Raw genomic sequence first — 23,471 nt, forward strand, 5'->3', positions numbered from 1 at the left:
TACTTCCATGAGAGATGCATATATCGTAACGTCTGTCAGGACTCCCGGTTGCCGCAGAGCCAAGGGGGCCTTCAAGGATACCCGCCCTGATGACCTGCTGGCCTTTATCCTCAAGCAAGCCGTGGAAAAAACCGGCAAGATCGAGCCCAAAGACATTGACGACGTCATGGTCGGCTGCTCCTTTCCTGAGGCCGAACAGGGGCTCAACGTCGGCCGCATGGCCTCCCAGATCGCCGGTTTCCCGGTGAGTGTCTCCGGCGCCACGGTCAACCGCTTCTGCTCTTCCGGCCTGGAAGCCATCTCACTGGCGTGCCTGCGGGTCATGGCCGGATGGTCCGACATCACCATCGGTGGCGGCGTGGAGTCCATGACCTTTGTGCCTATGCCCGGCCACATGCCCCGCCCCAATCCCGAGTACTCCAAAGTCCATGCCGATCTGTACGCGTCCATGGGCATCACCGCGGAAAACGTGGCCAATCGCTACAAGGTTTCCCGTGAAGATCAGGACGCCTTTGCCTATAGCTCTCAGATGAAGGCTGCCAAGGCCCAGAAAGAAGGCCTGTTCACCGAAATCGTGCCCACACCGGCGGCCCGCTATGTACTCCAGGACAACGGCACCTACAAAAAAGAAACGTTCATTCAGGCCCACGATGATGGGGTACGGCCCACGACCACCAAGGAAGGTCTGGGTAAACTGCCGCCGGTGTTTGCGGCGGGCGGTTCGGTAACCGCCGGCAACTCCTCCCAGACCACCGATGGGGCCGCCGCGTCCGTTATCGCCAGCGAGGCCGCCGTTAAAAAATACGGCCTTACGCCCATCGCCAAACTGAAATTCTACACCACAGTAGGCTGTGAGCCGGACGAAATGGGCGTGGGACCGGCGGTGGCCATCCCCAAATTACTCGATATGGCCGGTCTGAAAACCTCTGACATCGGCTTGTGGGAAATCAACGAAGCCTTTGCCTCCCAGGCCCTGTACTGCCTTCGCACACTGAAAATCGAGGACCAGATGGACAACATCAATATCCACGGTGGTGCCATCGCTTTGGGCCACCCCTTGGGCTGCACCGGTGCCAAGCTGTGTGCCACCCTTTTGGCCAACATGCAGCGCAAGGGCGTTCAGTACGGTGTGGAGTCCATGTGCATTGGGGGGGGGATGGGAGCAGCAGCACTGTTTGAACTCTGCTAAAATTTAATGAACCCTTAAAAAATCGCCATTCGGACGGATTCGTCAATTTTAATTTGTTTGTTTGGCAATCCTGTGCTAAAGGCGACATAGACAGAATAATAAAGGAATCGATGTAATGTATTCGTCAGCAATCACCAGCGCCACTTATTTTGGTTATTATTTTTATTTTAGCCGAGGTGCGCCTGTGGACTGCTGACCCGTGATATAAAGGACAAAGCAAAAGCCGCAGGCGAGACCGCCTGCGGCTTTTTTATTTTTAACGGTTCCGTAAAAAGGCCGATATCGGCGTTACGCTTCACCCCTCGTCACTGCGGAGTACTATATGTACGCTGCCTGCGACACCCGCGATAGCGGTATTCCTCGGGATTCGCAAGCCTTGATCTCGGACTTTTTACGAAACCGTCGAAACGGCGTCTTTTTACGAATCCATCAATCTTAACGGGAGGAAAATAATGGAAAAAACCTATGACATTCACGTGGAAAAGTTCGAGCGACTGATTTCACCGTCTCAATTAAAAGATCGCGTCCCCTTAAGCGATGCGGCCCACCGTACGGTGGTCGGTGGTCGCCGGGCCATTGCCAACATTCTGGAGGGGAAAGATCCCCGGCTGCTGGTGATCACCGGTCCCTGTTCAATCCATGATGAGAAATCCGCATTGGAATATGCCGACAGGCTGAAAAACTTGAGCGAGCAGGTGGATGACACGATGCTGCTGGTGATGCGCACCTATTTTGAGAAACCGCGCACCACCGTCGGCTGGAAAGGGTTGATCAACGACCCATGGCTCGACGGGACCTGTGATATCGGCGCCGGACTTGAACGGGCCCGCCGCCTGCTGCTTGAAATCACCGAGATGGGCGTGCCCACGGCAACGGAAATGCTGGACAGCATCGTGCCCCAGTACATTGCCGGCCTGATCTGCTGGGCGGCCATCGGCGCCCGCACAACCGAATCCCAGACCCACCGCGAAATGGCCAGCGGTCTTTCCATGCCCGTGGGCTTTAAAAACTGTACAGACGGAGGGCTGTCCACGGCCATCAACGCCATGATTGCCGCCACATCGCCCCAATCGTTTTTGGGCATCGATCCGGACGGTCAGGCGGCCATCGTAAAAACCACCGGCAATCCCCACGCGCATATTGTCCTGCGCGGCGGTTCACGCCCCAACTATGATACGGTCAGCATCAATGAAGCGGTCTCCCTGCTGGGTAATAAAGGGCTGCCCCAATCCATTCTAGTGGACTGCTCCCACGACAACTCCAAAAAAAACCATACCCTGCAGGCCTCGGTATGGCAGGATTTGGTCAATCAACGCATCGACGGCAACCAGGCCATCATCGGCATGATGCTGGAAAGTAACCTTGAGGCAGGCAATCAGAAAAACACGGGGGATCTTGCCACCATGCAATACGGCGTTTCCATCACCGACGCCTGCATCGACTGGCAGACCACCGAGCAATTGATTCTTTCAGCCCACGACCAGTTGATCGGTTGTAGCGAATTTGGCGGCGATGGGTATGCAAAGCGCTATAAAGTCGGATAAATGCCGGATTCGTAAAAAGTCCGATATCGGCGTTACGCTTCATCCTTCGTCACTGCGGAGTACGATTCGTACGCTGCCTACGGCACCCGCGATAGCGGTATTCCTCAGGATTCGCAAGCCTTGATCTCGGGCTTTTTACGAATCCGTCCGAACAAAAACTTTTTGCGAGCTTACCGATAACTAACTACTCTGGGGGCGGTGTCGGATCCCAGGTCGAAACCACATCCCGACAGGCATCCACCGACTGCTGGAGCTTGTCGATCAGTTCGGCGGTTTCCGGTGAAACCTCCTGCAGCGATAGGAGCGATAGGGTTGCGGTTATCTGATTGACATACTCACCCAAAATCATCCTGTCATTGTTTAGGCGGTCGATGATCGCATTGACCTGGGCGGCTTCGGCTTTAAGAAAATCGTTTTTACGCAAATGCACCTTGCTGGAAAAATCGCCTTCAGCCATTTTGGCGAAGGTGTGACCAAAATTGATCAGCGGACCACAAAAACGGTGGGACAAAATAACCTGATGGGCCGTGGCCAGGATTAAAATCAACAGCATCGCCAAGGAAATGCGCTGAAGCAAAATCAAAAACAGGCTGCCGGATACATGCTGCACCCAAAGGTCTTCTGCCTTGAGCATGTCATAGTACAAGGGCGAAAGTAGTACCGCAATCAGCACGACGCAAACAAGACCCAAAAAGACCAGATTCGCTATAATGATAGGCAATTGCACATCCCGGCGAATCATGAAATTTTTCAATCTGCGTTGATTTTGCGTATCGTTCATGGCGATTGGCCCCATTAGGCGCAAGGCATATGCGCCATCTATTCAAAGTTGGGGATTTTTTGGTTAATCATTGGTATAAAACCAATAGATCCCCTTCTGGTTTTTCATCCTTAATAGAATCGGGTCACATGTCGGCAACTTTGCCGACGTATGCGCCGTTAAAGGCGCGAACGATATCATCCTTGCTGAGATCGTCGGTAAACGGTGCGACACTCACCCCGTCTAAACCCATGCTGTAAAGATCGAAATCCGAATTGGCCGGCACCATAAGGTCATCCTTGCGCGGCTGGCCTTTTCCTTTTATCTCCCCCTCGTCAATGCGCAGGTATTGATAGGCGTTTCCCCATGGATCGCGTAATTTCCCGAAACCGATTTGTCCCAGGGTGTCGGGAAATTCGCCGTTTATTACAGCATAATTTAAAACCTCCGCTTCAACGGTTTTAATCTCGTTAACAGCCACCACCACACGGGCCTGTTCTCGATAGCTGAGAAAAAAAGGCGAGGTGATGGCAAGGAGCACCCCGATAATGCAAGCGGAAATCGCGATTTCCATCGAGGTAGCCCCTTGTTGATTCATCCGGCTACTGGGTTTTAGCGGATCGTTCACAGTCAATCCAAGGTGATCGAACACTAACTATTTTAATGAAATATATAAAATCATAATCAATATCTGTTGCCCTGCATACACCACGCGTATCCTTATTTTCTGTATTATCGGTTGGAACAAATGAAATGTTAACCAGCAGCCTGACGAAAATGGTGCACAAACGCCTGATAAATCCCCGGATGATTTAAAAATAGTGAATATCTCTTCAGTAATTTTTAAGGTTTTTCGGGTGGGTCAAATGCGGATTTGAATACGCCTTAGCGCCTGTTTGATAAATCCGTCTAAGGCCCGCTAACGGCGCGTTGGAATGTGTCTCAAAATGCTCACATATTAAGTATATGCGCCACTTTCGAGCATTTTTCCACCTTGTTAGCGGGCCTGATCCAGACTTCTCAAACAGGCTCTTAAATATCCATGATCAGCTGGTTGTCGGCGGATCGATCCAGTTCATGGCGGAATGCCAACAGCACATTTTTCAGACTGTCCACATCCGGCACCTGTGCCAACCAATTATTGTTTCCGCCCACATCGGCAAGGGCGGCAATGACGGTGTTAACCGTCAGCCGGTGGATATCCTGGGCCGGCTGAACAGCCGGCAGCTTGTCCGACGCATCGTCAATACGCACCAGAATGTTTGCTTTGATCAGGGAATCGGTCAGATTGTCCACCAAGGCTTCGGGAAGCGACAATGCATCGGCGATCTGCTCTATGGACGGGGCGGGCCGGCCCTGGTGAAACAAACGAATCACGTGACGGCAGATGGCAAGGGCGATCAGCTGGGTCTCGGCAATGCTCATCTTTCGCCCACCACCGGTCAGATCGACATGTGCCGAGCGCTGATAGGCATGGGAAATTTCCGCCCCGATGATCACGATCAGCCAACTGATCTGCAGCCACAACAAGAACAGCGGCAGCGCGGCAAAACTGCCGTAGATGGCGTTGTGTTTGGCGACAACAATCTGGAAATGAATGTAGGAGGCCTGGACCGCCTGGTAAGCGCTGCCGGCGATCACACCGGCCAGCAGGGCCCCGTCAAAACGCACCCTTGTGTTGGGCATGATCATGTACACCAGGGTAAACAGAATCCAGATCAAGGTAAAAGGCAACAGCTTGAGCCCCAGATAAATGGCCGGCCCTACCATCTGCAATAGTTCGAACTGTCCGGAGATGGCGGATACCTGATGGGTGATATAAACGGTAAGGCTACCGGAGACAATCATCAACAACGGACCGATCAGCATAATCGTCAGATAGTCGCTGAGCTTGCGGACAAAGGTCCGTGACCGCACCCCCCAAATGTGGTTGAAGGAATTTTCAATATTGCCCAGAACCTTGATCACCGACCAGAATAGAACCGCCACACCGATACCGGCAATCATGCCGCCTTTGGTGTTATCCAACATATTCTGGGCAAAGGCAATCACCTGCTGGACCACCTCCTGCTGGGCGGAAAAATTTTGCAATAATTCCTGCTGCAAACGCCGCTCGAATCCGAACCCCTTGGCAATACCAAAAGCCATGGCCGCCACCGGCACCAGTGACAACAGGGTGAAAAAGGTCAGCGCCGATGCCCGCAGGGCCCCATGATGCCGGTTGAAGCCTTGAACCGCCATTACCAGGGTGCGCGCCAATCGAATCAGCAGCCACTGAAACGTCGATTGATCACTGCGCCGGGAATACCAGACCGTTTGATTGAAACGCTCAATCCATCCCTTGAGTCGGGTATTGATGGTTTGCATGGTAACCCGTCCGGTTCCTAATTTTCTTTTGCGCCAAACGCCCCTTGCCGCGGGTTATAAATCACCCCGCCCCGGGCCGCATAACCTTCGAGCACCTGGATCGATGCCGCCCGCCCCACATCCTGCAAAACAGTGATGCCGCGCGCTTCCAAGGCTCCGATCCAGTCATCCGGTTTGGGTCCCTCGTCAAAACCAACCGCACGGGCATCTGCATCACGGGCACCACAGACCAGGCGCCGCACGCCGGACCATACCACGGCCCCCAGACACATGGCACAGGGCTCGGTACTGGCAACCAGTTCCATTGGCGGCAGTCCGTCAGCCCCTAAATCATACGTTCCAACGCGATTCTGGGCCAGCATCATGGCCACAATCTCGGCATGGGCCACCGAATAATTGGCCGACATGACAAGATTGACGCCCGGGGCGATCAGGCGACCCGAGCGCATATCAAAAATTCCAGCCCCAAAAGGCCCGCCGGTACCCGCATCCACGTTTTGACGCGCCAGGGCAATGACCAGGTCCATGCGATCTTCAGGCCTGGGATAGACCTTATTTTCATCCGGCAAGGCCGTGTCGAGCCATTCCGGCAAAACAATTTCAATAGCAGGAAATATCATCGTCTATCCATGATGGTTCAGAAACAGGTCAATTGGGTCGAAATCAAGACATATAAAAAACGTAATACTGCCACGTATTCATCCGGAAATGGCAGGTTGCGCCCGTTTTCGGTTGAATACTATCGGGTCAGTTGCCTGTATTTGATCCTATGCGGCTGATCCGCATCCGAACCCAGGCGTTTTTTACGGTCTTTCTCATAGTCGGAATAGTTACCTTCAAACCAGACCACCCGGCTGTCGCCCTCAAACGCCAGCATGTGGGTGGCAATGCGGTCCAGAAACCAGCGGTCATGGCTGATCACCACGGCACAGCCGCCAAAATTTTCCAGGGCCTCTTCCAGGGCACGCATGGTATTGACGTCCAGGTCATTGGTCGGTTCATCCAAAAGCAGTACATTGGCACCGGATTTGAGCATACGCGCCAGGTGGACCCGGTTGCGTTCCCCACCGGAAAGCACGCCGACCTTTTTTTGTTGATCACTGCCGGAAAAATTGAAACGCGCCACATAGGCCCGGGAATTGACCTGACGATCGCCCAGTTCGATGGTGTCCTGGCCGCCCGAAATGATTTCCCAGATGTTCTTTTCCGGATCCAGGACATCACGGCTCTGGTCCACATAGGCCAGACTGACCGTATCACCGATGCGGATCGATCCGCTGTCCGGCGTTTCCTTGCCGGTGATCATGCGGAACAGCGTTGTTTTACCTGCGCCATTGGGGCCGATCACCCCGACAATCCCGCCGGGGGGCAAGGAAAATTCCATGCCTTCGACCAGCAGCTTGTCGCCGTATCCCTTGCTCACCCCATTGGCCTCGATGACCACATTTCCCAACCGGGGGCCGGGCGGGATATAAATTTCCAGGTCCTTGGCCAGGCGCTCGCTCTCCTGGTCCAAGAGCTTCTCGTAAGCGCTGATACGGGCCTTGGATTTGGAGCGACGCGCCTTGGGAGCCATCCGAATCCACTCCAGTTCGCGTTTGAGGGTCTTCCGGCGGTCGCTTTCGGACTTTTCCTCTTTGGCCAAGCGGTTTTCTTTTTGCTCCAGCCAGCTACTGTAATTGCCCTTCCAGGGAATCCCGTGCCCACGGTCCAGTTCCAAAATCCAGCCGGCCACATTATCAAGAAAATAGCGGTCATGGGTCACGGCAATGACAGTGCCGGTATACTGCTGCAGATGTTGCTCCAGCCAGGCCACGGATTCGGCATCCAGGTGGTTGGTGGGCTCATCCAAAAGCAGGATGTCCGGTTTTTTCAGCAGCAACCGGCAGAGGGCCACACGGCGCCGCTCTCCACCGGAAATGACGTTCACCGGTGTATCGGCGGGTGGACAGCGAAGCGCATCCATGGCCATTTCCAGCCGGGCGTCCAGGTCCCAGGCATCCAGCGCATCGAGTTTTTCCTGTACCTCGCCCTGGCGCGCGATCAGCTTGTCCATCTCATCGTCCGACATGGGATCGGCAAATTTTTCATTGATCCGATTGAACTCGTCCATCAAATCAACTGTTTCCTGAACGCCCTGCTGGACGATTTCTCGGACGGTCTTGGTCTCATCGACCAGTGGTTCCTGCTCCAGGTAGCCGATGGTGTAGCCTTTGGAGAGAATGGTTTCGCCGTTAAATTCTTTGTCGACACCGGCCATAATTTTTAAAAGGGTGCTTTTACCCGAGCCATTCAGCCCTAGCACGCCGATCTTGGCGCCATGGAAATAACTCAGGGAAATATCTTTAATTACCGGTTTTTTATTATAGAATTTACTGACCCGGATCATCGAATAGATCACTTTATTGGGATCGGTGCTCATCGAATCGGTTTTCCTTTTTGAATATGATTGGGTTAATGGATAAATACTGGATTATTCAAATATAATTAGCAGAAAGTCAAATGCGGATTTTTTTAGCGGGTAAAAGGCAGGACCGCCTCCCCAGACAAAACGGACAGGAGGCGGCATAAAAAACAAACCAGCATGGATGGAACAGCACCCCTGCCGGTATTGATCGTATTAGCTGTCGAACAGGCCTGCGCGGTATGCCTTGAGGTAGTTCATGCAAAAATTGTCTTTGCCGGCCAGGGCTTCGGCGGCGATAATGTTGGACATCATGCGCTGGTCCAGCGGATTGATGATCGCACCGTCAAGGCCCTTGGCGATGGCCATGGTCATGAAAGTCTGATTGAGAAACTTTCTGGCCGGCAGGCCGTAGCTGATATTGGACAGGCCGCAGGCCGTATGAATCCCTGGGTAAGCGGCCACGATCCGCTCAATGGCATTGATGAATTCCACGCCAAAGTTGTTCTCCACCGATATGGGCTGCACCAGCGGATCAACGAAGATGTTCTCGATCTTGACATTGTTTTTGAGTAGCCCACCCACCAGTTCGTCGGCAATCTTCATGCGGTCGTCCACGGTGCGCGGCATTCCCTTATCGCTCATGCAAAGAGCGATCACTTTCATGTCCGTGCCGGCCACGATGGGCATCAGTCGCTCGTATCGCTCTTTTTCCAGGCTGATGGAATTAATCATGGGGGTTCCCTGGTGCACAGACAACGCCGCTTCCACGGCTGCCGGGTCCGGACTGTCAATGGCACAGGGTTTGTCGACCACGGCCTGTACCGTCTCCACCAGCCATTTCAGGTATTCGGGTTCTTTACCCACGAAAACGCCGGCGTTCACGTCGATGTAGTCGGCGCCGGCCTCAGCCTGGTCCTTGGCCACCTGCTGGATCGCCGCTGTGTCCTGAGCCTCGATGGCTGCCTTGATCGCCTTACGGCTGGCATTGATTAGTTCGCCGATGATGATCATGGTTTTGCTCCTGTTGGTTTTGGGGTTTGGGTTTTGGCGCTGGGTGTTTTTAGCTGTATGATTGCGGCTGAACGCCGCACCGTCCACCGACCCTTAGGCCTTCAACCTTCAGCCGTCAACCTGTGTTTACGCTACCAGTTGCTTGACCAGTTTCACCGCGCCCGGTGCATCGGCACTGTAGCCGTCCGCACCGATCTGATCGGCGAAGGCCTGGGTCACCGGTGCGCCGCCGATGATCGTTTTAATCGACACACCTGCATCCCTCAACGCTTTGATCGTCGTCTCCATGGCCGGCATGGTCGTGGTCAACAACGCCGACAAGGCAAGCACATTGGCGTTATTGTCAGACGCTGCCTTCACGAACGCCTCGCTGTCCACATCTACCCCCAGGTCGACCACATCGAACCCTGCACCTTCCATCATCATGGCCACCAGGTTCTTGCCGATGTCGTGCAGGTCACCTTTGACCGTGCCGATCACCACCGTTCCCTTACTGCTGCTTTGGCTCGAGGCCAGCAACGGTTTCAATATCTCCAAACCGCCCTTCATCGCCTGGGCCGCCATCAGCATTTCGGGCACAAACAACTCGCCACTGCTAAATTTCTCTCCAACATGGTCCATGGCGCTGATCAGCCCGTCGTTGAGGATGCTTTCGACGTCGGTGCCGGCGTCCAGTTCGGCCTGGGTCTTTTCTTTGACCCCTGCTTCATCAAATGCCACTACTGCATTGAAAATGTCCTGCGTTGCCATAAATACTCCTCCTTTTGGATGTAAGCAAATTTGTATTGTTATAATATTATTTTATTTCAGTATGTTAAATGGACATTGCGGACTTTTCAAAACGTGAATTGATAGAAAAACTGATTTTTATAATTGATCCTTCATAACATGTCAATGTTTTATTGGCAAACTCCGGAACGTACCAGCTGCCATCTGTTCCAGGAAGGCAGCATGATTTAACTGGTCTATAGACCAGAGTTAAGGTTCAAGCATTAGGTGATCTAGGTAAATGGTTCGCGGTTCAGGCAGGCTAATTGAAAACAATTGAAATACGGTGATCCAAGTCAAATCCATTTCACGATCTTTGGGCGCCGACACAGCATCGGCAAGGTCGATTTTTATATGATTCCATCCCGGCAGAATGTCACGGGAGCGGTTGAACCGGTCTTCAAAACGGTATCCGGTCATATCATGATGATGATCATTGATCTTGAAGGTCAGGCGGATTGGCGCTGTGTCCGGGTTGAAAATATGACACTTCAGTTGCCCCCAGCCTATCCAATTGCCCGGGAAATAATCGAGTGCGGCGCCGGAATACAGGTCGGTACCCAAATCAATGCGCAGTGCCGACCGTCCTGCCCAGACGTGGGTATGATCAATAGTCAGTGCAGCGTTACCCGACCAGCGGTCCAGTTCAAAAGGGGCTTCAAAGTCAGCCAGCCGTGGGAATTGTCGCCATGCCGCCCATTCATCGACCAGGCTGCGGGTCACAGGCACAAAAGCGACCAGCAATGCCGCGATAAAAAGGGTTTGCAGCAGGCGACGCCAGGGTTGTCCCAGATCAAGTCTTTTGGGGAACCAAAAGAGCAAAGCCAAAAGACTGCCGATCACATCCCGGATCAAATCATCCACTGAGGAATAACGCCCGAAAACACTCTGCCCGAATTCTATCCCCGTTCCCACAATCATGCACAGCATCAGGACCACAAGCGCCTGCATTCCAAACGAAACTGCCCTGAGCCAGGGCCAATGGCGCAATAAAAGTACGGTCCAGATGGCAAACAAAAAAATATGTCCCAGATCCCACGCATGTTTAAAGGATCGGGTATCGACGAGGTCGGACCCGCCGAAAAAAAGCCCCACCAGACCGATGAGGGCAACGATAAAAAGCGTTCGATTGTTCATGGACAATTCGTTGGGTCACCAGGTAACGCTCATGATCGAGCAATTCAACCCACTGCCGATGCCCATAAGCGCCACATGGTTGCCCGGGCGGATGCGACCCATTTCATCGGCCTGACAAAGGGTGATGGGAACAGCAGCCGGTCCGATGTTGCCCAGGGTTGGGAAATTGAGGTGGTGTTTTTCCGGCGTCAGGCCGAGCTTTTGGTTGAGCACGTCCATGTTGCGCTGGCTCACCTGATGGGGAATATAGGCGTCGATTTCATCATCGCTCCAATTGGCCAGGCTGCGGCAGGCCAGATCCCATGTCTTTTTGGCCAATTCAACACCATGAATCATGACCTGGGTGGCATCGGCAATCATATGGGTCCGCTGCCCCAGGCAGAGCCGGCTATGGCGGGTGGCCGCGCCGGTCACCGCACCGTTGACCGTATGGCCGGAGGAAGCCAGATCCCGACGGCAGACGATCATGGCCACCGCACCGGATCCCAGGGTCAGGGTGGCAAACTGGTTGCGAAAGTCATCCGGGGTGGCATCCGGCCGTTTAAGACGATCGATGGTCGCCTCGACCACTTCCCGTGAGTTTTCGCCATCCACGATCAATCCGTAATCCAGCAAACCGGAATCGATCATCATGCCCATGCTGCCGATGGCATTGACAAACCCCAGACAGGCATTGCCGATGTCATAATTCAGGCAATGCTCGGCGAGCCCCAGATTGCCGTGCACCAGACTGGCCACGGAGGGCTCGATATAATCCTTGGAAACCGACGTGCTGATCAGGCAGCCAATAGACTCGCGGGGTATTCCCGCTTTGGCCAGTACGCGTTCAGCCGCCAGGGTCGCCACATCGCTGGCCTGCTGGTCTGCATCCCAGAGGCGACGCTCATGAATTCCGGTGAGTCCGACAATCAGTCCAGGTTTGAGCCCCATCCGTCCCATGGTGCCGGCCAGTTGGGCTTCAATATCGGCAGAGGTGATCACCTTGGTCGGCAACACGATTTCCACGGCTTCAATGGCGACATTACTGAAAAACATCGGTTTCATGAGCATCCTTTCAATACAAAAATGTCACGGCGGTAGTAATGCGGATACCAAATGGTGTCCATCCAGAAATAGGAAAATTTGGTCGAGATCAAGGCGCACGAAAAATTTAACCACAGGCATATAGTTGATATTCCGAGGATTAAATTTTTCGCGCAACGCCGATATCGGGCGAATTAGCCATTTCTGGATGGACACCAACTAACCGTCCGCGCCCGTCATATCATGGTTGTGGCAACCATGAAATACCTAGATAGTCTTTAAATTCCGGTCCAAATAAGATAAAATGGGCTTTTTATGAATGCAATCCGTCAACATGCTCAGCAACAGGTGAATGACCCAATGACGCTCACAACCGATTTGGAAAAACTGCCCTTTGTTCAACCGGTATCCCCTATCATCTACCTGGTTGGTGGGCCGGGAGAGGGCCGCTTTCCGCATTGCAACAGTTTTCTATTGCGTGGCGATAGAACCATCCTCATCGATGCAGGGATCGGTGTTCAACGAATCGAAGCCATCGATCGTGCACTTCGCATCGATACCCTGGTGGTCAGCCACCCGCATCCTGACCATATCCTGGCCTGGCACGCACTTTCCGACCGGGAGTTGCTGCTGCCTGCCCAGACGCCTGACTCGGTTTTCGATTTAAATCAGTTGGGCCGCCGATTCGTGGAAGGCCCCGAAGATGCGGCGTATTGGACCCACATGGTCAAAAAATGGCTGGACCTGCATCCCATGCGACCGCCGGACCGGCGTTTTGCCGATGGCGAGACGATAGACTTTGGCCCCATCCAGTTGCAGGCCATCCATGCGCCGGGCCACCTGATCGACCACTACTGCTTCATGGAGACAGGGTCGAGAACGCTTTTTTCCATCGACATCGATTTTACCGGATTCGGTCCGTGGTATGGCAATCCTGAAAGCGACCTGTGCCTTTTTCGCCAAAGCGTGGCCATGCTGCAAACGCTTGCATTCGAACGTATCTGCACCTCTCACAAAGCCCCCATTGAAGCGGCCGATGCCGGCCAGGCGTTTTGCGACTACCTGGCGGCATTCGATCGCCATCAACAACTCATTTTGGCCCTGTGCCGCAAGGGGATGGATTTAGCAGCCATGCTGCGGGAGTCCCCTTTTTACCGCAACCGTATGTCCGATGCCACCTTTCAACGGATTTTCGAAACGCAGATGATTCGGAAAAATATTGAGTTACTGATCACAGGCGGATGGGTGGTTGAGAAAAAGGGCCAGTATCTGGCCCTGGATTGCCCCCCCACTGTTGCATAAAAAAGATTGGGGCAAGAAAGCGCTTAGCGTGTTTTCAACAGTTCAGCACGAACAAAATCATCTAAATTCGGTGGATCGAAATCAACCTTCGGGTGAATCGTGCCTTTCTCAACAATCATGATTTGTTTACGATACCGTAACTGGTTGTTACCTTTTTTTCCTGTCTGATCCATCCCGAACCGCCACCCCATGCGGTCAGCCGAGAGAAGCGCCCGATTAAACGCTGCGCATATTTTTTCTCAAGGCGTGTAAACATAGGCAACCTCATCAACTGTTTCCGGTGAAACGATTCGGCCAAACCGCCTTGAGTAAAAGCATGGCATTTTTGTTGCCTCCTTCATTGTATCCATTTACATGAGTTCCCTCGACAAGAGTCGTTACTGATAGCCGCACCCCAAACTGAATCGTTGAAGGAGAAAATGATGAGAAAGTTGTATCCAGTACTGGCCACTGTTGTTTTGATGATTTTATCTTTCACCACCCTCGCCGCAGCCTCGGCATATACCAGTTGGGATCCTGTCGAAGAACAGGTGGTAGATTTAGTCAATCTTCAACGCAGCTTTTACGGGCTGTCCACCCTCACAGCGGATGATCGCCTCCAAACTGCCGCCGAGCTTCACTCCGAGGATATGGCCGAGAGCGGTTACTTCAGCCATACCAGCCTGGACGACACTGAATTCTGGCAAAGAATTACCACCCAGGGTTATGAGTGGACCTTTTGTTCAGAAAACATCGCTGCCGGTTATGCCGATGCCTACAGCGTCATGTACGGGACCAACGACCTGGATCTGCTGAGTACTTTCGACATCACTCTGAACGGTGACGGATTCTCAAGCTGGGATGAAGTCGGTGAGAACTGGACGACAAAAAATTGGGACCAATGGGCCGAGTGGGCCAAGCAAAATGACCTCAGTGGCGGCTGGATGGGCAGTACCGATCATCGGAAGAACATCCTATACGAAGATCTGACCGATATCGGTGTGGGATATTATTATCTGGCCTTGGACGACGGCAGCACCATTTATAACCATTACTGGACCCAGGATTTCGCTGCTGGAGACACAATGGAGGAGCCGGATACACCGGACGCCCCCGAAGCCCCGATTCCAGGCGCAATGATCCTGTTGACCAGCGGACTATGCGGCATGGCAGGCCTGCGCCGATTCATCCGATAAACCGCGTTCCATTGATCGCAACGGCAAAATGGCATGGGATTGCCCCCAATGTTGCAACATTGGGGGCAAGGGTCAGTAAAAAATGGATGCCTCATTATTTCGGACGGATTCGTAAAAAGCCCGAGATCAAGGCTTGCGAATCCTGAGGAATGAGGTGTACTGATCGTACTCCGCAGTGACGAAGGATGAAGCGTAACGCCGATATCGGGCTTTTTACGAATCCGTTGTTATTCATCTGCAGCCGGCTCGTCAAACCGGCAAGTCAACACCAGCATTTCATCCTCCACACGCGTTTTGACCCGGTACGGTAGCCCATGAAAAAGGCCAATCATACCTTGGTTTTCAGGCGAGGTGTATGCCAATAAGCCGGCGATGCCCTTATCCCGCGCCCCCATGGCAAGCTTTTGCTGAATTAATCGGGCCACGCCTTTACGCTGCCAGCTGCGGGACACCGAATACGCCACTTCGGCCATGTTGACGGCCGGGTCTAGCAGGTACTCGCCGATCCCCACCACCCGGCCGAAACCGAATTCACCCACCACGGCAAGGATGGTCAGATTGTTGATGTAATCCACCTGGGAAACGCCCCCCACTTCTTCCTGGTCAAAGCGCTGTTTGCGGTGAAAAAATCTGGCCGCCACATCATCGGCTTCCAGGTCGTAAAAGTGCTCCTGAATACGACGGGCATCCACCGGTTTGGCCGGACGGATGGTCACCACCTCGCCGTCAATCTCCAGCGTTTCTTCCAATCGCAAGGGATACACGCCGGTAATGGCGCCTTTCTGAACCTGCTCCGGCCCCAGTATGCCCATGCGCTTGGCCTGGCTGAACAGTTCATCGCGAAAATCCGGGTGGGCGATGCTGATCATGGCCAGGGCACGTTCCTGCAGGCTCTTGCCAAAAAGATTGACCACCCCGTATTCCGTACACACATAGTTCACATCGCTACGCGGAACGACAACGGCGGTGTCTTCCAAAAGCGGAACGACGCGGCTCTTTTTACCCTGGGTGCTGGTGGCCGGGAGCAGCAGCAATGATTTGCCGCCTTCGCTCATGGCCGATCCGCGGATAAAGTCGAGCATGCCGGTAACCCCTGAAAAATGGTTGTAAGGCAACGCATCGGCAGCCACCTGACCGGTCAGGTCAATGGCCATGGCCACGTTGATGGACACCATTCGATCATGGCGGGCAATCACCGCCGGATCATTCACATAGTCTGACGGATGAAATTCAATCGCCGGATTATCGTTGATGAATTCATACAGATTATTGGATCCCACGGCACTGCTGGCCACGATCTTGCCGTCGTTGAAGCCTTTGCGGCGATTGGTAATCACCCCCCGTGAAAAAAGGTGCATGATCGGATCGGTCAGGTACTGGGTATGGACCCCCAGATCGTTCTTGTCTTTCATCGCATCCAGGGTGGCTTTGGGGGTAGTCCCGGGACCGATCTGAATCGTGCTACCATCATCGATAAGTCTTGCGATCAGTTTGGCGATGGTGTCGGCGGCACTGGAATCCGGTGTCTTGCCGAGTGGGACCAGGGATTCATCGTATTCAACAAACAGATCCACATCGTTGACATGCAGAAAACTGCGCCCCATCACCCGCGGCATCTGGGGGTTGACCTGGGCGATCACCAGGTCGGCGGACAGGGCCGCGGCAAGTGTGATATCCACCGACACTCCCAAGCTTAGAAAACCGAAATCATCGGGTGGGGTGGTCTGAACCAAGGCCACATGAATGGGCAGCCGCCGGCTTTTAAAAAGCCGGGGAACCGCCGACAAGTTCATGGGGGTGAGAAAACGGGCCTGGCGCGCGATGGCTTTGGGTTTGGCTGACCCGGAATAAAACTGGCGGATATTGAGACTGGCCCCCTTGGTTTTATTGGCGATCAGGGTAAGCGGCGTGGTCTCCAAGGCCATGAGCCGAACGACTTCCAGATCAGCCAAATTTTCCGAGGCATTGGACAACACCCGTACCAGATGCTGGGGCTCTCCGCAGGACGAGCCGATGAACACCCGTTGGCCGGGCCGAATCCGGCCGATGGCATCAGCGGCTTTGCATGTTTTTTTTACGTAGTCGTCTGCCCAATAGTTGGCTGTATGCATACGTTCCCTTTCATGATAAATACCCCTGCATCGTTTACTTTTAACAAATTTTATCCTTTATGGTAAAAAACAGCAACCATTTGGAGGCCAGATGAAAAATATTAAAGGATTGTTTTTCGATGTCGGAGGAACCGTTTTTGATTGGAAAAATACAGCCCGCGAGAATATTCAAAAATTGGCGCTGGAAAAGGGAGAGCCTATAGACAGCGAAGCATTTGCCAAGACTTGGCGAGAAGAGATGTTCAAGGTTCATAACCAGGTGAGACAGGGGAACCTGCCCTGGCTGAATTCAAACGACATGCACCTGCAGGCCCTGGAAAACATGGCCGCCGACTTTCCGCTGCTAAAAAGCATCGATAAGGCGCAACTGATAAAATCCACCTGGCATCATCTCAACGCGTTTGCCGGCGCTCCGGAAGCGATCAGCCGGTTACGTCAACAGTACACGGTCGTCGTGCTGACCATCTTGAGCTGGGAGAGCATTGTCAGCAGCTCGAAGGCCGCAGGGGTGCAATGGGACGGGATCCTGTCCTGCGAGTTTTTAGGCTATTACAAACCATCCTTGCAGGCCTATCGCAAAGGCGTGCAGCTCCTTGGGCTGAAACCATCTGAAGCCATGATGATCGCAGCCCACGAAAGCGACCTGGTGGCAGCACAATCCACTGGGATGCACACCGCATTGGTCAGCGTCCCCGAAGAAGACGCTATTTTCAAGGCGGTTGAAATGCCCACAAATCCCCGATTCGACATCGAAGCGCAGGATTTCGATACCCTATGCCAGAAACTTGGCGTTTGAGTACGGACGAATCTGTCAGCTATTGCTCTCCTCCGTAGCGGGCCTTTACCGCCTGCCGGTCGATAACCCCATCTTTTTCGGGCAGGGCGGCCACGAATTCGACATACTGCGGCTTTTTGTAACGGGCGATGCGCTGGCCGACGAATTCGATCAGCGCTTCAGCCGTCAGCACCTGGCCTTTTTCTAACACGCACACCGCCTTGATGCCCTCTTTCCATTTTGGATCCGGCACACCGATCACCACGGTCTGCGCTACCGCCGGATGGTCCAGAATAACCCGTTCCACCTCTGCCGGATACACATTTTCACCACCGGGCTTGATCAGCTCTTTTTCCGGCTTACGACCGGCATACCACAAAAATCCGTCCGCATCGAAGCGGCCCATGTCACCGGTATGATGGCGCCCGTTGCGGAAAGTGTGAGCATTGTCCTGCTCGAGCCCCCAATAGCCCTTGAACACCATGGGGCCGGTCAGGGTAATCTCGCCTTCCTGGCCGACAGCCACCGGGTTGTCATTGTCATCGACCAGTTCCACCAGACCCAACGCAATGGGCTGACCGGCCGCGCCGGGCCGGTCATCATAGCGGCCCAGGGTCGCCAGGCACGAGGTTTCCGTTTGTCCGTACATGCTGTAAAAGGTACCGCCGCTGACCTTCTGGTAGCGCTCGATGGTATCCGGTGCATCCAGCCCCATAACGGCCCGCAGGCAGGAAATGTCGGCGCCTGTCTTGGCTTGTTCGTCCAAAATGGCACCCAGGATCGGCGAAAAGTCGAAAAACACGGAGGCATTTTTGGTTTGGATCAACGTTACGGCTTCTCCGGCATCGAAGCGCCTCATGTTGACATTCAGGGCGCCGGTGTGAAAAGCGGCCACAGCCATAAAAAGACCGGCGACATGGAACAGGGGAAGCAGGTTCAGGTGGACATCCTGGGTCGTCAAATCAAAGCAGTTATTGAAATGCATGCTGGCGCACAGCAGATTGGTGTGACTGAGCAGGGCGCCGCGTGGCCGTCCGGCCACGGCTGCGGTATGGATAATCACCAGCCCGCTATCGGCCGCAACCTCACCGCCGTCAAAGGGGGCGTCAACCATCACCGAATCAAAGGCATCCAGTGGTCCATCACCGGCCAGGTTGAAGAAACGCTTGACCGACGGCAAATCATCACGAATGGAATTGATCATGGATGCGAATTCAGCGTCTGCGAAAATTACGCTTGGCGTGCAATCATTTAAATTATAGGCCACTTCCCCCTCGGACAGCCGCCAGTTGATCGGCAAAACGATGGCCCCCAGCGCGGCTGCCGCGCCAACCAACTGAAAGAAGGCGAGGCTGTTTTGGCCAACGATGCCAATGCGATCGCCGGCATGAATGCCGGCACGCTGAAGTCCCGCAGCCAGACAATCCACCTGCTGCTTGAATTGACTGAACGTGATTGTTGCGCCAGTGGCGGATTCGAACCATGCCGGCCTGTCGGCATGGCAGACAGCATTGCGATTGATCAGATCATAGACTGTAAAATCGTAAAGCCCCATTATCCTCTCCAAAAGATAACCATTTTAAATTTATTATTATTTTTATGAGGAGGTGAAAATTCCGCGTTTGGACACATCCCACCTGTTTTTCCGAGCCACCGCTTTATTCAGATACGTGTGGTTCTGAAAAATTGATTCGGTAATTAGCTATATTGGAAATGGATGATCGACTCCGGCGTCTGGGAATTGACGCCGGAGCGCTATATTAAACCCAAGGGATAGTTATAATCAACACTCAATCAGGGAAATGTCGCTTCAAATGTGGACACCTTGACCATGTCTCCGGCCTTGAAGACCGCAGCCCCACCACTTACCATCACCGGGACCTCATAGTTGGGTATACCGGTCCACCATTTCTCTAAAGCGGTCCAGGCATCGGTCCCTTTTTCCTTTAGTTTGAAACCGCCGGTGACCAGCAGGCTGAGCAGGGATTGCCGCACATCGAAATGGGCATGCACAACCACCTGGTTGGTCATGCCCGCCGGAATCCACTGGGTGGCGTTCGTGTTGACCGTATTGAGTTCAAACTCCTCGAACAATACAGAGAACTTGAGCGATTCCAACTGTACCGGATAAGGATTTGGATTTTCCAGGTTGAAGGTAAAGGCCAGATCCATAGGAGCCCCGACATTGTCCGGCTTCCCCTTGGTTGGCTCGACTTTATTGGAGAAGTACCAGTATCCGAAGGCATGCGCCACTTCCATGTTGTCCAGGGTAACCACCGGTGCCTGGAAATTGTCTTCGCTCGGCTTGGCCGCCATCCCGGCGCACCCTGTGATCAGCGCTGCAGCCAACAAGACACTTAACATGATCCCCAGTCTACTCTTATTACGCATGTTCTCCCCCTTTAATCGGTGAAAGTGAGAGGCTCTCATCAAAGCCTATTTGGAAGCCCTGGATCAGGCCCGATAAAAAGGCGGAAAACGGCTCGAAAGCGGAGCATATATGAAATATGTGAGCATTTTGAGACGGTTTCCAACGCCGTTAGCGGGTCTTAGACAAGGGTTTCCAAATTGGCTTTTAGGCAAGCCATCGTTTTCTGCGCTTATAGTGTTTAACCTCGCGGAAACTTTTTCTGCGCCCGAAATCGGTCATGCCAAGGTAGAAGTCCTTGATATCCGGATTTTCACGCAGTTTCTCGGCCGAATCATCCATGACAATCCGTCCGGTTTCCATAACGTACGCATAGGGTGCCACACTCAATGCCAGCTTGGCGTTCTGTTCCACCAGCAGGATTGAGATTTTCTCTTCACTGTTGAGCTTTTGGATGATGTTGAAAATCTCATGAATCAATAAGGGTGCCAGCCCCATGGAGGGTTCATCCAACAGGATCAGTTTGGGGCTGGTCATCAAGGCCCTGCCCACAACAGTCATCTGCTGTTCTCCACCGCTGATAAAACCGGCCGTTTCACTGCGTTTTTCCTTCAGACGCGGAAAATAATGGTAGACCATTTCCAGCCCGTCCTTGATGGAACGGCCGTGCTTTTTCATATGGGCGCCAACCTTGAGATTTTGCTCCACCGTCAGGTGTTCGAACACACGACGCCCTTCGATCACCTGCACAATTCCCATCTTGGCGATCTTTTCCGCCCCCATGCGGTCAATCCGCTGCCCCATGAACTCGATGGAGCCATCGGTAACCTGTCCGTCCTCGTGTTTCAACAGGCCGGAAACCGCCTTCAAGGTCGTACTTTTACCGGCACCGTTGGCACCTAAGAGCGCAACGATGCCGCCTTCGGGAACCTCGATGGAGACGCCCTTGACCACGAGAATCACCTCATGATATTTCACTTCAATGTTGTTGATCTTCAGAATCATATTCTCTTCGGACAAAATCGGACCCTCCCTCAAGGGATTGATATTACCACCCCAACCATTCTTTTTCCCACTTTTCCGGCCACCGCGCTTTCAGATCAACGGCATCGATAAGAGTGAACTGACCGTTCTTATACTCGTAAATTTTGGCTTCGCTTTGGGGGCGGTGATCCGTAGGCGTAAACGTAGCCGGGGCGATGCCCAAACCGATTTCATAGCCTCGCATGGTCTCGAAGCCTTTCTTTAAAATGCCTTCCCCACTCAAATCACCGGCCTTGTCGGCCCGTCTCAGCGCTTCGGCCAGCCCCAATGCGTTGGCCCAGGCCTGAACCGTGTGAATGGTTCGCTTTTCCTGAGGAATCCCCGGGTTGTATTTCTTGGCATATTCGACGACCTTGTCCATCAAGGGAACATCCAACCCGTAAAAGGCCCAGGGGGCGCAGCCGATGGCACCTTCGGCGGCCTTGCCGGCCAGTTTGGGCAAGTTCTCGTCAAACCCCCAGCATTTGATCAAATTGTCGGCTCCCAGGCCCAGCGCGTAGGCATCCCGCAGGGTCGCCGCCACGGACATGACCGTATTGGTGTGCAAAACCACGTCCGGCTTGAATTCCTTGAGGGCCAGAATCTGACTCTTGGTATCGATGGCGAACAAAGAAACATCCTGATCCGGACCGATCTCGAAGCCGAGCATGGTCGCCTGGTCCTTGGCCGCTTTGATGGAAGAGCTGGAAAATGGAGAGGCAAACATGTAACACATGGCGATGCGCGGTTTGCGTTTGCCGTAATCCGGATTTTCTGGCCATTTTTTATCAAACCACGAAGTGATCAACCCCCGCGACTGGGTCGAATAGTCGGTTGAAAAGAACAGGTTGTAGGGGGTTTTTTCCGGCTTGCACAGGTGACCGGAATAGGAGGCCGATACATAGGGGATCTTGTCTTTGGCTACTGTGGGGGCCAGCGCCTCGGTATCACCGGTGCCCCACCCCAGGATGGCTGCGCATTTCAACCGTTTGAAAAGGTTGTACTTGGTAAGCGCCTCGGGAATCCGGTAGCCGTAATCAAACTGGTAGAGTTTGATCTTCTTGCCATTGATGCCCCCCGTATCGTTGATGTAATGAATCGCCTCGGCAATCCCCAGGGCATAATCCTTGCCGACATCGGATGTCGCCCCCGTCATGTCGTTGAGCGCTCCGATCTTGATGTCGGCAGCCCCGGCCAAAGGGGCAACGCCCAACACCATAATCGCCACCATGATCGTCAGTTTAGTCCATACACGTTTAGCGTTCATCCGTTCCTCCCTTTTTAGAAACCGGTTAATATGAAAACGGCCACAGGTTGAAATAGTTCTTTGTCTGCCACCAGCGGTAGGCCAGTCCATTGGGCTCGAAGATCATGAACGCACAGATGGCCAGGCCAAAGGCAGCCTCCTTGATGAACAAAAAGTCCATCAGCAGTTTGGGGAAGGTATCCGCCAGGGGCATGACCGCCAGCTGCAACCCTTCCATAATCACCACCATAAAAATAGAACCAAAGATGGCGCCGTGGACCGATCCGACACCGCCAATCAGAATGACCCCCACCAGCCACAGCGACCAGAACCAGGGAAAATGCTCAGGGCTGATGGCCGCCAGGTTGCTGATCCAGAAAGCACCGGCAATTCCGCCTAAAAAACCGGCCACGAAAAAGGCCAGCAGTTTGTATTTGATCACATTGATGCCCATTACCTCGGCGGAAATATCGTTGTCGCGAATGGCGACCCAGGCCCTGCCGGCCCGTGAGCGAAGCAAATTCACCAGGGCTGTTACGCAAAGGATCACCAAGACAAGCATCATGAAATAGACTTTCAGATCGCTGTCGATGGTCCAGGGACCGACCTTGATGGTGCCCGGCGGCAAAGAAAACGCCTGCCCCCGACCGCCAATCTGGCTGATATACTGGGTGATGATAAAGTCAACGGTGATGAACTGCGCCGCCATGGTGGTCAGAATCAGATAAAACCCTTTGACCCGCGCCGACGGCAGGCCAAAGAGCACACTCCAGATCCCGGCCACGAATGCCGCGATGATGATGCTGATGGGATAGGCAAGCCCCCACTGCATCATCCACCCCGGCCAGGGGAACTCCAGGATCAGCAGGGTGCTGGTATAGGCGCCCACGGCCAGAAAAGCGGCATGTCCCAGGGTGATCTGCCCGCAAAAACCGATCAGTAACTGGACGCCCAAGGCGCCTAAAATCGTATATCCGATTTGATTGCAGACGCTGAGCCCATAGGAATCCGCAAAAAAAGGGATGATTATAAAAAGGATGACCATCAGCAAAATCATTTTGCCGCGAATGAAATTCGTCTGCCACCACGCATGATCCTGAGCATAGGTTTCATGGTACACGCCGCAGGGAAGCCAGGTTGTTGACATATTTACTCCCGATTCAATGAGAAGTTTCTAAAATAGACAGTGGCTGTTCAGAAATAGGCCAAATGGCCCGAAATCAAGGCTTTCGAAAAATTTTACCACAGACATATGGTTGATATTT

At 53.4% G+C, this 23,471-nt stretch carries 21 protein-coding genes; 5 read left to right on the forward strand and 16 right to left on the reverse strand.

What is annotated here, in order from left to right; genetic code table 11:
- Nucleotides 1-7: 7 nt before the first annotated feature.
- Nucleotides 8-1,189, forward strand: a complete 1,182-nt coding sequence (locus tag Dvar_RS38320) for a thiolase family protein (RefSeq protein WP_419658737.1) — start codon at nt 8-10, stop codon at nt 1,187-1,189.
- 452 nt (nt 1,190-1,641) lie between these two features.
- On the forward strand, nt 1,642-2,733 hold the full coding sequence (locus Dvar_RS38325; RefSeq protein ID WP_419658738.1) for a 3-deoxy-7-phosphoheptulonate synthase: 1,092 nt from the start codon (nt 1,642-1,644) through the stop codon (nt 2,731-2,733).
- 184 nt (nt 2,734-2,917) lie between these two features.
- Here Dvar_RS38325 and Dvar_RS38330 read toward each other — a convergent pair whose 3' ends face one another.
- The 9 genes from Dvar_RS38330 to Dvar_RS38370 all read right to left on the reverse strand — a co-directional run bounded on the left by Dvar_RS38330 (nt 2,918) and on the right by Dvar_RS38370 (nt 12,227).
- Nucleotides 2,918-3,514 (reverse strand): hypothetical protein, encoded by a 597-nt coding sequence (locus tag Dvar_RS38330; protein WP_419658739.1) that lies wholly within the window; start codon nt 3,512-3,514, stop codon nt 2,918-2,920.
- A 124-nt stretch (nt 3,515-3,638) separates the two neighbouring features.
- The gene (locus Dvar_RS38335; RefSeq protein WP_419658740.1) at nt 3,639-4,067 is read right to left on the reverse strand and encodes a prepilin-type cleavage/methylation domain-containing protein; all 429 of its coding nucleotides are present in this window, start codon (nt 4,065-4,067) and stop codon (nt 3,639-3,641) included.
- A 458-nt stretch (nt 4,068-4,525) separates the two neighbouring features.
- Entirely contained in the window at nt 4,526-5,860 is a 1,335-nt protein-coding gene (locus Dvar_RS38340) for a YihY/virulence factor BrkB family protein (protein WP_419658741.1), read from the reverse strand.
- A gap of 17 nt (nt 5,861-5,877) precedes the next feature.
- Nucleotides 5,878-6,480 carry a nucleoside deaminase gene (locus tag Dvar_RS38345; protein ID WP_419658742.1) on the reverse strand — a complete coding sequence of 201 codons (603 nt, stop codon included), beginning with the start codon at nt 6,478-6,480 and terminating at the stop codon, nt 5,878-5,880.
- Nucleotides 6,481-6,599: 119 nt separating this feature from the next.
- A complete protein-coding gene (gene ettA / locus Dvar_RS38350) occupies nt 6,600-8,282 on the reverse strand; it encodes an energy-dependent translational throttle protein EttA (RefSeq protein ID WP_419658743.1) in 1,683 nt (560 codons plus the stop codon).
- A 198-nt stretch (nt 8,283-8,480) separates the two neighbouring features.
- The gene (locus Dvar_RS38355) at nt 8,481-9,278 is read right to left on the reverse strand and encodes a methyltetrahydrofolate cobalamin methyltransferase (protein ID WP_419658744.1); all 798 of its coding nucleotides are present in this window, start codon (nt 9,276-9,278) and stop codon (nt 8,481-8,483) included.
- Nucleotides 9,279-9,404: 126 nt separating this feature from the next.
- Nucleotides 9,405-10,028, reverse strand: a complete 624-nt coding sequence (locus Dvar_RS38360; RefSeq protein WP_419658745.1) for a corrinoid protein — start codon at nt 10,026-10,028, stop codon at nt 9,405-9,407.
- A 228-nt stretch (nt 10,029-10,256) separates the two neighbouring features.
- Nucleotides 10,257-11,183, reverse strand: coding sequence for a VanZ family protein (locus tag Dvar_RS38365; protein ID WP_419658746.1), 927 nt, complete (start codon nt 11,181-11,183; stop codon nt 10,257-10,259).
- Nucleotides 11,184-11,198: 15 nt separating this feature from the next.
- Nucleotides 11,199-12,227: a 3-oxoacyl-ACP synthase III gene (locus Dvar_RS38370; RefSeq protein WP_419658747.1), complete on the reverse strand. Its 1,029-nt coding sequence runs from the start codon at nt 12,225-12,227 to the stop codon at nt 11,199-11,201.
- Nucleotides 12,228-12,566: 339 nt separating this feature from the next.
- Here Dvar_RS38370 and Dvar_RS38375 point away from each other — a divergent pair, with 339 nt between their 5' ends.
- Nucleotides 12,567-13,508: an MBL fold metallo-hydrolase gene (locus Dvar_RS38375; RefSeq protein ID WP_419658748.1), complete on the forward strand. Its 942-nt coding sequence runs from the start codon at nt 12,567-12,569 to the stop codon at nt 13,506-13,508.
- A gap of 23 nt (nt 13,509-13,531) precedes the next feature.
- Here Dvar_RS38375 and Dvar_RS38380 read toward each other — a convergent pair whose 3' ends face one another.
- Nucleotides 13,532-13,681 carry a hypothetical protein gene (locus Dvar_RS38380; RefSeq protein ID WP_419658749.1) on the reverse strand — a complete coding sequence of 50 codons (150 nt, stop codon included), beginning with the start codon at nt 13,679-13,681 and terminating at the stop codon, nt 13,532-13,534.
- Between the two features lie 246 nt (nt 13,682-13,927).
- Between Dvar_RS38380 and Dvar_RS38385 the strand changes: the two genes are divergently transcribed.
- Entirely contained in the window at nt 13,928-14,683 is a 756-nt protein-coding gene (locus Dvar_RS38385; RefSeq protein ID WP_419658750.1) for a CAP domain-containing protein, read from the forward strand.
- 227 nt (nt 14,684-14,910) lie between these two features.
- Here the strand turns inward: Dvar_RS38385 and Dvar_RS38390 are convergent, their stop codons facing one another.
- Nucleotides 14,911-16,794, reverse strand: a complete 1,884-nt coding sequence (locus Dvar_RS38390; RefSeq protein ID WP_419658751.1) for a GNAT family N-acetyltransferase — start codon at nt 16,792-16,794, stop codon at nt 14,911-14,913.
- 91 nt (nt 16,795-16,885) lie between these two features.
- On the opposite strand from Dvar_RS38390, the gene Dvar_RS38395 reads away from it, so the two are divergent.
- Nucleotides 16,886-17,590 (forward strand): HAD family hydrolase, encoded by a 705-nt coding sequence (locus Dvar_RS38395; protein WP_419658752.1) that lies wholly within the window; start codon nt 16,886-16,888, stop codon nt 17,588-17,590.
- A gap of 19 nt (nt 17,591-17,609) precedes the next feature.
- On the opposite strand, the gene Dvar_RS38400 is transcribed toward Dvar_RS38395, so the two are convergent.
- From Dvar_RS38400 to Dvar_RS38420, 5 genes are all read right to left on the reverse strand, one after another.
- Complete coding sequence (locus tag Dvar_RS38400; protein WP_419658753.1) at nt 17,610-19,124, reverse strand: AMP-binding protein; 1,515 nt, start codon at nt 19,122-19,124, stop codon at nt 17,610-17,612.
- Nucleotides 19,125-19,363: 239 nt separating this feature from the next.
- Nucleotides 19,364-19,960 (reverse strand): hypothetical protein, encoded by a 597-nt coding sequence (locus tag Dvar_RS38405; protein WP_419658754.1) that lies wholly within the window; start codon nt 19,958-19,960, stop codon nt 19,364-19,366.
- A 184-nt stretch (nt 19,961-20,144) separates the two neighbouring features.
- Nucleotides 20,145-20,957, reverse strand: a complete 813-nt coding sequence (locus Dvar_RS38410) for an ABC transporter ATP-binding protein (protein ID WP_419658755.1) — start codon at nt 20,955-20,957, stop codon at nt 20,145-20,147.
- Nucleotides 20,958-20,985: 28 nt separating this feature from the next.
- Nucleotides 20,986-22,227, reverse strand: coding sequence for an ABC transporter substrate-binding protein (locus Dvar_RS38415; protein WP_419658756.1), 1,242 nt, complete (start codon nt 22,225-22,227; stop codon nt 20,986-20,988).
- A 25-nt stretch (nt 22,228-22,252) separates the two neighbouring features.
- Nucleotides 22,253-23,353, reverse strand: coding sequence for a branched-chain amino acid ABC transporter permease (locus tag Dvar_RS38420; RefSeq protein ID WP_419658757.1), 1,101 nt, complete (start codon nt 23,351-23,353; stop codon nt 22,253-22,255).
- Nucleotides 23,354-23,471 lie beyond the last annotated feature (118 nt).

The sequence above is a fragment of the Desulfosarcina variabilis str. Montpellier genome, from assembly GCF_048565275.1.
GTDB lineage: Bacteria > Desulfobacterota > Desulfobacteria > Desulfobacterales > Desulfosarcinaceae > Desulfosarcina > Desulfosarcina variabilis.

Excerpts from the sequence above, each read along its gene's own strand:
- Dvar_RS38380 (WP_419658749.1), bottom strand. The coding sequence starts at position 13,681 with ATGGATCAGACAGGAAAAAAAGGTAACAACCAGTTACGGTATCGTAAA.
- Dvar_RS38340 (WP_419658741.1), bottom strand. The coding sequence starts at position 5,860 with ATGCAAACCATCAATACCCGACTCAAGGGATGGATTGAGCGTTTCAAT.
- ettA (WP_419658743.1), bottom strand. The coding sequence starts at position 8,282 with ATGAGCACCGATCCCAATAAAGTGATCTATTCGATGATCCGGGTCAGT.
- Dvar_RS38330 (WP_419658739.1), bottom strand. The coding sequence starts at position 3,514 with ATGAACGATACGCAAAATCAACGCAGATTGAAAAATTTCATGATTCGC.
- Dvar_RS38335 (WP_419658740.1), bottom strand. The coding sequence starts at position 4,067 with ATGGAAATCGCGATTTCCGCTTGCATTATCGGGGTGCTCCTTGCCATC.
- Dvar_RS38320 (WP_419658737.1), top strand. The coding sequence starts at position 8 with ATGAGAGATGCATATATCGTAACGTCTGTCAGGACTCCCGGTTGCCGC.
- Dvar_RS38415 (WP_419658756.1), bottom strand. The coding sequence starts at position 22,227 with ATGAACGCTAAACGTGTATGGACTAAACTGACGATCATGGTGGCGATT.
- Dvar_RS38395 (WP_419658752.1), top strand. The coding sequence starts at position 16,886 with ATGAAAAATATTAAAGGATTGTTTTTCGATGTCGGAGGAACCGTTTTT.
- Dvar_RS38375 (WP_419658748.1), top strand. The coding sequence starts at position 12,567 with ATGACGCTCACAACCGATTTGGAAAAACTGCCCTTTGTTCAACCGGTA.
- Dvar_RS38365 (WP_419658746.1), bottom strand. The coding sequence starts at position 11,183 with ATGAACAATCGAACGCTTTTTATCGTTGCCCTCATCGGTCTGGTGGGG.
- Dvar_RS38400 (WP_419658753.1), bottom strand. The coding sequence starts at position 19,124 with ATGGGGCTTTACGATTTTACAGTCTATGATCTGATCAATCGCAATGCT.
- Dvar_RS38355 (WP_419658744.1), bottom strand. The coding sequence starts at position 9,278 with ATGATCATCATCGGCGAACTAATCAATGCCAGCCGTAAGGCGATCAAG.
- Dvar_RS38405 (WP_419658754.1), bottom strand. The coding sequence starts at position 19,960 with ATGCGTAATAAGAGTAGACTGGGGATCATGTTAAGTGTCTTGTTGGCT.
- Dvar_RS38385 (WP_419658750.1), top strand. The coding sequence starts at position 13,928 with ATGATGAGAAAGTTGTATCCAGTACTGGCCACTGTTGTTTTGATGATT.
- Dvar_RS38370 (WP_419658747.1), bottom strand. The coding sequence starts at position 12,227 with ATGAAACCGATGTTTTTCAGTAATGTCGCCATTGAAGCCGTGGAAATC.
- Dvar_RS38360 (WP_419658745.1), bottom strand. The coding sequence starts at position 10,028 with ATGGCAACGCAGGACATTTTCAATGCAGTAGTGGCATTTGATGAAGCA.
- Dvar_RS38420 (WP_419658757.1), bottom strand. The coding sequence starts at position 23,353 with ATGTCAACAACCTGGCTTCCCTGCGGCGTGTACCATGAAACCTATGCT.
- Dvar_RS38345 (WP_419658742.1), bottom strand. The coding sequence starts at position 6,480 with ATGATATTTCCTGCTATTGAAATTGTTTTGCCGGAATGGCTCGACACG.
- Dvar_RS38325 (WP_419658738.1), top strand. The coding sequence starts at position 1,642 with ATGGAAAAAACCTATGACATTCACGTGGAAAAGTTCGAGCGACTGATT.
- Dvar_RS38390 (WP_419658751.1), bottom strand. The coding sequence starts at position 16,794 with ATGCATACAGCCAACTATTGGGCAGACGACTACGTAAAAAAAACATGC.